General features: G+C 73.2%; 11 protein-coding genes. 9 read left to right on the top strand and 2 right to left on the bottom strand.

Annotated elements, in window-relative coordinates; all coding sequences use genetic code 11:
- A partial coding sequence (locus BG452_RS23205) for a hypothetical protein (RefSeq protein WP_411292998.1) occupies positions 1–851 on the top strand: 851 nt, incomplete at its 5' end.
- On the opposite strand, the gene BG452_RS23200 is transcribed toward BG452_RS23205, so the two are convergent.
- Both BG452_RS23200 and BG452_RS23195 read right to left on the bottom strand, forming a co-directional pair.
- Positions 812–1,390, bottom strand: a complete 579-nt coding sequence (locus BG452_RS23200; protein ID WP_188306283.1) for a hypothetical protein — start codon at positions 1,388–1,390, stop codon at positions 812–814. The genes BG452_RS23205 and BG452_RS23200 overlap by 40 nt on opposite strands.
- A 198-nt stretch (positions 1,391–1,588) precedes the next feature.
- Entirely contained in the window at positions 1,589–3,832 is a 2,244-nt protein-coding gene (locus tag BG452_RS23195) for a heavy metal translocating P-type ATPase (RefSeq protein WP_188306282.1), read from the bottom strand.
- Positions 3,833–4,149: 317 nt separating this feature from the next.
- Between BG452_RS23195 and BG452_RS23190 the strand changes: the two genes are divergently transcribed.
- From BG452_RS23190 to BG452_RS23155, 8 genes are all read left to right on the top strand, one after another.
- Complete coding sequence (locus BG452_RS23190; protein ID WP_188306281.1) at positions 4,150–4,569, top strand: peptidoglycan-binding domain-containing protein; 420 nt, start codon at positions 4,150–4,152, stop codon at positions 4,567–4,569.
- Between the two features lie 25 nt (positions 4,570–4,594).
- A complete protein-coding gene (locus BG452_RS23185) occupies positions 4,595–5,011 on the top strand; it encodes a peptidoglycan-binding domain-containing protein (protein ID WP_188306280.1) in 417 nt (138 codons plus the stop codon).
- A gap of 25 nt (positions 5,012–5,036) precedes the next feature.
- Positions 5,037–5,429 (top strand): peptidoglycan-binding domain-containing protein, encoded by a 393-nt coding sequence (locus BG452_RS23180; RefSeq protein WP_188306279.1) that lies wholly within the window; start codon positions 5,037–5,039, stop codon positions 5,427–5,429.
- A gap of 85 nt (positions 5,430–5,514) precedes the next feature.
- The gene (locus BG452_RS23175; protein WP_317621185.1) at positions 5,515–6,591 is read left to right on the top strand and encodes a peptidoglycan-binding protein; all 1,077 of its coding nucleotides are present in this window, start codon (positions 5,515–5,517) and stop codon (positions 6,589–6,591) included.
- 111 nt (positions 6,592–6,702) lie between these two features.
- Entirely contained in the window at positions 6,703–7,074 is a 372-nt protein-coding gene (locus tag BG452_RS23170) for a peptidoglycan-binding domain-containing protein (protein WP_188306277.1), read from the top strand.
- Positions 7,075–7,121: 47 nt separating this feature from the next.
- Positions 7,122–7,490 (top strand): peptidoglycan-binding domain-containing protein, encoded by a 369-nt coding sequence (locus BG452_RS23165; protein ID WP_188306276.1) that lies wholly within the window; start codon positions 7,122–7,124, stop codon positions 7,488–7,490.
- 64 nt (positions 7,491–7,554) lie between these two features.
- On the top strand, positions 7,555–7,920 hold the full coding sequence (locus BG452_RS23160; protein WP_188306275.1) for a peptidoglycan-binding domain-containing protein: 366 nt from the start codon (positions 7,555–7,557) through the stop codon (positions 7,918–7,920).
- Positions 7,921–8,787: 867 nt separating this feature from the next.
- The coding region (locus tag BG452_RS23155) for a hypothetical protein (protein ID WP_188306274.1) at positions 8,788–8,975 on the top strand (188 nt) is incomplete at its 3' end.

Raw genomic sequence — 8,975 nt, 5'->3', positions numbered from 1 at the left:
CCGCACTGGCCGGCCCCGGCCGTACCGACCACCGGCTGCCCGCCGGCCAGGGCCCCGGCGCGGTCCGCGAGCTGGCGGCGGGCTGGGCCGGGCGCCAGGGCGAGCTGGTGGTCTGCGCGGAGGACCGCTCCGGCACCCTGTGGGTCGGCACCGCGGCCGGCTGGTGGGAGGCGGCCCGCGGGATCAGCGGCCTGGCCGGGGCGGTCGGCGCGGCCGGCGAGCTCACCGTGTGGACCGCCGCCGCGGGCGGCCTGCGCTCCTACCGCTGGGCCCCCGGCCTCACCCTCACCGGCCAGGAACACCCCGGCTGCCCCGCCGACCGGGTGCTCGCCGCCGAGGAGGAACGGCCCGGCACCTGGCTGCTGCTGGTCGAACACCGCGAACGGGTGCTCAGCTGGCGGCCCGGCTCGGGGGAACGGCCCGTCCCGCTCGGCCCGCCCGGCACCCTGCGCGCCGGGGCCCTGGCCCGCACCTCCGCCGGACCGCAGGCCGCCACCCTCCGGCCGGACGGCTCCGCCCAGCTGCACACCCTCGGCCCGGCCGGCTCCGGGCCCGGTACGGAGATCGGCGACGGGGAGCTCTCCCTCGGCATCGCCATGATCGGCCACCGCGGTGGGCCCACCGTCGCCCTGGCCGGCGCGGGCGGCGTCCGGCTCCGGCTGCCACCCGGCGGGGCCTCCCGGCGCCCGCGCTGGTGGCGGCCCACCCTGCGCCCGGCCACCCGGGTCGCCCTCGCCATGGGGGACGACTGGCGGCTGTGCCTGGCGGCGGTGGTGGAGGGCGAGCTGCAGGTGTGGCAGGAGGACGCGGCCTACCGCTGGCAGGCGGTGGAGCTGCCGGAGGAGAGCTGAGGCGTTTCCTGCGGGCAGCCGTGCAGGAGTTCGGCGAAGGCCGCGCCGGCGGCGTCCTGCGGGAGGATCCGCAGCGCCCGGTCCCCGTCCGGGGTGCTGATCACGTAGTGCTCGGCGAGGTACGAGAAGTCGTCCCAGGCCTCCCAGCGGTGGGCGCGCAGCAGGATCCGGCCGCAGCGGGTGCAGCCGATCCACGGCACCAGCACCAGGTCGGCCAGCTCCGGCTCGCTCCAGCCGGTCACCACCTCGGCCTCGTCGCGCTCGCCGTCGAGCAGCCGGACCGGGGCGGGCGCGTCGTCGCCCGGGCAGCGCAGCAGCCCGGGGGTGAGCCGCTCGCGCTCGCCCCACTCCTCGGCGAGTACGGAGATCTGTGCCCGGTCCGTACCGCTGATCGGGATCTGGCGGGCGAGCAGGCCTTCGACCAGCAGTCCGAGCCCGCTCTCCTGCTCGCCGATCGCCCAGCAGTCCTTGACGCCCTGGGCGGCGTCGTCGGGCAGGAGGTCGGCGATCCGGTGCCAGAGTGCGGTGTTCTCGTCCATGGGCCGGACTCTAACTCCGGCTGATTCGCGCCGGTCGGCCAGGGGCCTGCGGGGTCCTGGTCCGGGGCGCGCGGAGGGCCCGGGGAGGCGGACGGGGACCCAGGACGCGCCGAGGGCCTAAGGACGCGCTGATGCCCCGGGACCGGTGTCGGTCCCGGGGCACCGGCCCGGCGGAGGGAGCGTGTCGAGCGGGCGGGCTCAGCGGAAGCGGCGCAGCCGGAGGCTGTTGCCGACCACGAAGACCGAGGAGAAGGCCATCGCCGCCCCCGCGATCATCGGGTTGAGCAGCCCGGCCGCCGCCAGCGGCAGGGCTGCGACGTTGTAGCCGAACGCCCAGAACAGGTTGCTCTTGATGGTGCCGAGGGTCTTGCGGGAGAGCCGGATGGCGTCGGCCGCGGCCAGCAGGTCTCCGCGGACCAGGGTGAGGTCGCCCGCCTCGATCGCGGCGTCCGTCCCGGTGCCCATCGCCAGGCCCAGGTCGGCCTGGGCGAGCGCGGCCGCGTCGTTGACGCCGTCGCCGACCATCGCCACGACCCTGCCCTCGGACTGCAGCCGCTTGACGGTGTCGACCTTGTCCTGCGGCATGACCTCGGCGATCACGTGCTCCGGCCTGATGCCGACCTCGGCCGCGACCGCCTCGGCGACCAGCCTGTTGTCGCCGGTCAGCAGCACCGGGGTCAGTCCCAGGGCGCGCAGCCTGCCGACGGCCTCGGCGCTGGTCGGCTTGACCGCGTCCGCGACCTCCAGCACGGCCCGGGCCTCGCCGTCCCAGCCGACCGCGATCGCGGTGCGGCCGGCCGACTCGGCCCCGCGCTTGGCCTCGGCCAAGGCGGGCGGCAGGTACTGCGACCACTCGTTGAGCAGCGCCTCCCGGCCGGCCACCACCGCGTGGCCGTCCACCACGCCCTGGACGCCCAGGCCGGGCACGTTCTCGAAGCCCTCGACGGCGGGCAGTTCGCCGGCCTTGGCGGCGGCGGTGGCGATCGCCCGGGCGATCGGGTGTTCGGAGGCGTGCTCCAGGGCGCCGGCCAGGCGCAGCACCTCGGCCTCGGTGACGTTCTCGACGGTGTGCACGGCGAGCAGGGTCATCTGGCCGGTGGTGACGGTGCCGGTCTTGTCGAGCACGATGGTGTCGACCTTGCGGGTGGACTCCAGCACCTCGGGGCCCTTGATCAGGATGCCGAGCTGGGCGCCGCGGCCGGTGCCGACCAGCAGCGCGGTCGGGGTGGCCAGGCCCAGGGCGCACGGGCAGGCGATGATCAGCACGGCCACGGCGGCGGTGAAGGCGGCCGTCCAGCCCTCGCCGGTGCCCAGCCAGTAGCCGAGGGTGGCCACCGCGAGGGTGATCACGATCGGGACGAAGACCGCGGAGATCCGGTCCGCGAGGCGCTGGGCGGCGGCCTTGCCGTTCTGGGCGTCCTCGACCAGCCTGGCCATCCGGGCGAGCTGGGTGTCCGCGCCGACCCGGGTGGCCTCGACCACCAGCCGGCCGCCCGCGTTGACGGTGGCGCCGGTGACGGTGGCGCCGACCCCGACCTCCACCGGCACCGACTCGCCGGTGAGCATGGAGGCGTCCACCGCGGAGGCGCCCTCGACCACCGTGCCGTCGGTGGCGATCTTCTCGCCGGGGCGCACCACGAAGCGCGTCCCCACCGCCAGTTCGGCGATCGGTATCCGCACCTCGGCTCCGCCGCGCAGCACCGTCACGTCCTTGGCGCCCAGTTCCAGCAGCGCCTTGAGCGCGGCCCCGGCGGTGCGCTTGGAGCGGGCCTCGAAGTAGCGCCCGGCCAGGATGAAGGCGGTGACTCCGGCCGCCGCCTCCAGGTAGATGTCGGACGCGCCGTCGCTGCGGGCGATGGTGAACTCGAAGCCGTGCCGCATACCCGGCATCCCGGCGTCGCCGAAGAACAGCGCCCACAGTGACCACAGGAACGCGGCGCCCGTACCGAGCGAGACCAGGGTGTCCATCGTCGCGGCGCCGTGCCGGGCGTTGGTGAACGCGGCCTTGTGGAACGGCCAGGCGGCGTACGTGACCACGGGGGCGGCGAGGGTCAGGGACAGCCACTGCCAGTTGTCGAACTGGAGAGCCGGCACCATCGCCATCGCGATCACCGGCACCGCGAGGGCCAGCGCCGTGAACAGCCGCTGGCGCAGCGGGGCCAGTTCGTCGGCGGGCTCGGCCCGCTCGGCGCCCGCCGGTTCGGCGGCCGGGGGCTCGGGGAGCGCGGCAGTGTAGCCGGTGGCCTCGACGGTGGCGATCAGGTCGGCGACCTCCACCTCGCCCTCGAAGGTGACCTTCGCCTTCTCGGTGGCGTAGTTGACGGTGGCCGCGACGCCGTCCATCCGGTTGAGCTTCTTCTCGATGCGGGCCGCGCAGGAGGCGCACGTCATTCCGCCGATCGAGAGTTCCACCTCCGTGGAGGCGGGTGCCTGGGTGGTCATCGTTGCTCCTCGCGACAGTCGGGTACTTCGAGGTCCGTGCGCGGCCGGGCCCTCATACCCTGGAGGGGTATCGGGCGGTGCCGAGTTCATTTATACCCATGGGGGGTATCGAACGCAAGGTGCTCGCCCCCACCGGTGTCTCACTGTCAGCTGGAAACGGCGTCCCACCCCGCAGGCCCGCGCCGTGGGACACGTCCCTGGGACCGATGGGACGCCGAAACACCTCCCGCACGGACGGCGGGTAGGGCACAGTTCTGCCCGCAGCTCGATGTGATCACTAGCCGAAACCGACGCCGCTCCCCGGGGGGAAGCACGCCATGAGCCTCATGTCCCGCATCACCAGGACCGCCACCGCGACCGCCGTCGCCGGCGCCGCCCTGCTCGCCTTGGCCGGCACCGCCAGCGCCAACCAGAGCGCGCCGTACATCGGTGACGGCTACGCCAACAACTCCCAGGCCGTGTGGTGCGTCCAGCACAACCTCAACCACTTCATCGGCATCACCACCCGGACCAACCGCCCGGCACCGCTGGACGAGGACGGCATCTGGGGCCCGAAGACCAAGGCCGCCGTCCAGTGGCTCCAGACCGACTCCATGGTCGGCGGCCAGTGGCTCCAGGCCGACGGCATCGTCGGCCCGCTCACCGGATCCCTGATCGTCGGTGACGGCTACCCGGACTCCGTCGGCACCTCCAGCTCCCCCTGCTGGCAGTACATCCCGACCGTCGAGGGCCCCTGATCATCCGGCGCAGGAGGACAGACGCATGACCAAGAGGAACTACGGCCGCGGCGTGGTCGCGGCGGCCATGGCCGGCGCCGCGCTGCTGGGCCTGTCCGGGACCGCCGGCGCCAGCCCCAGCGCCCCGACCCTCGGCGACGGCTATGCCGACAACACCCACGCCGTGTGGTGCGTCCAGCACAACCTCAACCACTTCCTGAACACCACCAATCAGGCCGACCACCCCGCGCCGGTGGCGGAGGACGGGATCTGGGGCCCGCAGACCAAGTCCGCCGTCCAGTGGCTGCAGTCCCACACCTTCCTCAGTGGCCGGTCGCTCCTCCCCGACGGCTTCGTCGGCCCGCTCACCGGGAACGCGATCATCAGCGACGGCGACCCGTACTACGTCGGCAGCTACGACGCCTACTGCTGGCAGTACATCCCCACCACCTACGGCCCCTGACCACCCGTACCGCGAGGAGCGACACATGCCCGCGAAGTCCTTCGGCCGCGCCGCGGCGGCGCTGACCCTGGCCGGTGCCGCGCTGCTGGGCCTGTCCGGGACCGCCAACGCCAGCCAGAGCGCGTCGTACATAGGCGACGGCTACGCCAACAACAGCACGGCGGTGTGGTGCGTCCAGCACCTGATCAACGAAGTCGCCCGGCAGAACAACCGGGCGGCCATCGACGAGGACAGCACCTGGGGCCCGCAGACCAAGGACCAGGTCGTGTGGTTCCAGACCCTCGAACACGTGCAGCCGGACGGCATCGTCGGCCCCTTCACCGGCGACAACATCCTGTACCACGGCGACCGGCAGTACGGCGGGAAGTCCGGGGCCTGCTTCCCCTTTGTGCCCAGCGACTCGGGGCTGTTCGAGTAGCACCCGCCCGTCGAGCACACCCGGGCGTCAGGGGGCCCAGCACCTGCGCCCCCTGACGCATCACCACGGATCCGGAGACCCTCCTGTGAGCACCCTCCTCCCCGCCCGGCACCGCTTGTCGCTGGGCCTGGCCCTGGCGGCCGCGCTGACCGGCGTCGGCGCCTACACCGCCTCCGCCGCGACCGCGCCGGCCCCGATCCCGATCACCTCCCCGGCCTGCCCGGCCAACCTGACGCAGGGCGAGGCCGACGGCTGCGTCACCCAGCTCCAGGCGGAGCTCAACCTGACCGGCGCCCACCTCACCGTGGACGGCCAGTTCGGGCCCGCCACCGCCACCGCCGTGCGCACCTTCCAGGGCGCGCACAGCCTCACCGCGGACGGCATCGTCGGCCCGGCCACCAAGTCGGCGCTCGACACGGCAGCCACCGCCGCCTCCGGCACCGTCGACCTGCGCACCCAGTGCGGGGACCTCCAGACCGGGGCGAGCGGGCAGTGCGTCTCGACCCTGCAGACGATGCTGAACACCTTCAACGCCGGCCGCCTCGTCGTGGACGGGCAGTTCGGGCCGGCCACCGACACCGCCGTACGCAACTTCCAGGCCGCACAGGGCCTGGCCATCGACGGGATCGTCGGCACCGGCGTCAAGAACGCCCTCTACACCGGCACCCCCGCCCCGCTGCCCAGCGGCCCGATCGACTCCACCAGGGTCCTGAACGCGGCCCAGTCCTACCTGGGCGTGCCGTACGTGTGGGGCGGCGGCCACTCGCTGCGCGGCGAGGGCCCCGGCCCGTCGCTGGGCACCTGCGACGGCTACACCGGCTCGATCCAGCCCTGCCCGGCCAACACCACGGCCGGCCTGGACTGTTCGGGCCTGGTCCGGGCCGCCTTCTGGTTCGGCGCCGGCATCGACCTCGCCAACGGCGGCGACACCACCGAGCAGACCCTGGACAAGCACCTCACCCCCATCACCGAGGCCCAGCGCCAGCCGGGCGACGTCGAGTACTTCGGCACCGACGCCCACAACACCGTGCACGTGGTGCTCTACGCCGGCACCGACCCCGCCACCGGCGCGGACATGATGTACGAGGCCAAGGAGACGGGCACCAACGTGCACTACGTCACCCTGCGCACCGGCGGCTACTGGTACCACGTCACCGCCTGACCCACCCCCACGCGCGGGTGACACCGACCGTCACCCGCGCCGGATCCACCACTGTCACCCGGGGCCACCCGCCCCGGGCCCATTCGCCTGCCCTCCTGAAGGAGAACTCCCATGCGCACCAGGATCGCCGCCGCCGTCGCGGGCGCCGTCATGCTCACCGGCCTCGGGGTCGGCACCGCCACCACCGCCTCCGCCAGCACCCCCGCCGTGTGCAGCTCCTACGGCTTCAGCAGCGACAACGAGCCGGAGGTGAGCTACGGCGACTCCGGCCCCGAGATCAAGGCCCTGCAGTGCGAGCTCAACTACAGCGTGCGCGGCGCCGGTCTGCAGGTGGACGGGGTCTTCGGCAAGAACACCCTCGCCGTCGTGCAGAAGTTCCAGGGCTGCGCCCACCTCGACCCCGACGGCATCGTCGGCCCGCTGACCTGGGCCAAGCTGGACTACCAGAGCGACATCGACACCGCGGCGAACTACCTCTGCTGATCCGGCCCGACCAAGTCCTCCCCCTCACCTGTCCCGAAGGAAGAACCATGCGCAACAAGCTTGCGGCCGTTGCGATCGCCACCCTCCTGGCCACCGGCTTCGGTGTGACCACCGCCGGCAGCGCCTCGGCCGCGACGTCCCCGAGCCAGCTCTGCGGCGGCTACAGCACCAGCGAGCCGGAGCTCTCCAAGGACGACAGCGGTGACGCGGTCAAGGCCCTGCAGTGCGAGCTCTACAACTCCCTCGCATACATGGGCCCGGACGTCGACGGGTACTTCGGCCCCAAGACCCTCGCCGCGGTGCAGAAGTTCCAGACCTGCACCGGTCTCCAGCCCGACGGCATCGTCGGCCCGCTGACCTGGGCCAAGCTGGACTACCAGAGCAACCAGGGCACCACCCCCGTCTGGTGCGTGTAGTCGCGGCCCCACCCCTGGGGCCGGTACGCCCCGAACGATCACCCAGCTGTCGAACGGAACCAACATGCGCAACAAGCTCACGGCCGTCGTCCTCACCACCGCCCTGGCCGTCGGCTTCGGAGTGGCCACCGCCGGCAGCGCCTCGGCCCAGAGCTCGGACTGCGGCCAGTACAGCTGGAACCAGCCCGAGCTCAGCTACGGCGACTCCGGCAACGAGGTCAAGTCCATGCAGTGCGAACTGAACGCCTCCTCCACCCTCTTCCCCACCCCCTTCAACCTGGACGTCGACGGGCAGTTCGGCAAGAACACCCTCGCCGCGGTGCGGAAGTTCCAGACCTGCGCCGGTCTCAAGCCCGACGGCATCGTCGGCCCGAACACCTGGTCCAAGCTGGACTTCTACGCCACCCCGTGGAACGTGCTGACCTGCTGACGATCCGTCGCGCAGGGGACTGACGAAACGCTCGGCCGGAATCTCCCGGCCGAGCGTTTTCGCGTACGGCCCGTCGGACCGGGCGGCGACCCACAGCCGGACAGCGACCACGGCCGGGGCCGGTACGCGGCCACCCGGGCTGCTCAGCCCGTGAAGGGGAACGACGGCAGCACCCGGCACACCGACTCCGGCGGCTGCCCTGGCAGCACCGGCGCCGGGCCCCCATCCCGGTCACGTAGAGCCAGGTCAGGACGACGGCGGCGACGAGCTGGACCGGGAACCGGTAGCGGCGCCCCCTCGGCAGGCGGCCCAGCAGCGCGCCGAGCACCAGCAGCGCGCCGAGCGTGAAGACCCACCAGAGCTCCGTGGCCAGCGCCAGGTTCGGGTTCGCTTCGTGGTCCTGGCCCAGGCAGAACCGCCAGCTCGCCAGGATCCGGCTGTTGCCGATGAGCGTGCCGCCGGTGGCCAGCACCAGGGCGGCCGCCACCCTCGACCAGACTCCCCGCCGCTCCCGCGTCGACTGCATGAACCGCCTCCACCCGCTCGTCCCGTCCTCCCGGCCGTCCTCGCTGATACGCAGACCGCCGGATCCAGGTTCCACCATGCCCGCCGGCCCGCAACCGGTTCCCACCTGCGCTGTCTCACGGTGTCTCAAACCGAGGGTCGGGACGGTTGAGACGGGTTCGGTATGGCTGCGGGCCCTGATGTGGACCTAGGTTCAGCTTCGCGAGTCCCCGCCGGCGACCCTTGCGCTCCGGCGACGGCCGGCCGTCGCCGTATGCCTCCCGACCACGAGGGACGGTGAGCGCGGTCGGTCCTCCTCCCTGCACCCCGCTCCTGCGGGCCGACCTCCCTTGGGTGGCGACCATGCCAGATCACCACACTCCGCATCCGGAGTCAGCACCCCGCCGCACGTTCGACGACGTGGTGGCCGCCGGCCTGTCGCGTCGTCAGGCCCTGACCGGCGGCACCATCGCCCTGGCCGCGTTCCTCGGCCTCTCCGCGTCCCCCGCCTCCGCCGCGTCCGCCGGGCAGCCGGGCGCGGCCGGCGCGGC

The sequence above is a fragment of the Streptomyces sp. CBMA123 genome (assembly GCF_014596465.1).
Classification (GTDB): Bacteria; Actinomycetota; Actinomycetes; order Streptomycetales; family Streptomycetaceae; genus Kitasatospora.
This window is presented reverse-complemented; position numbering and strand designations above follow the sequence as displayed.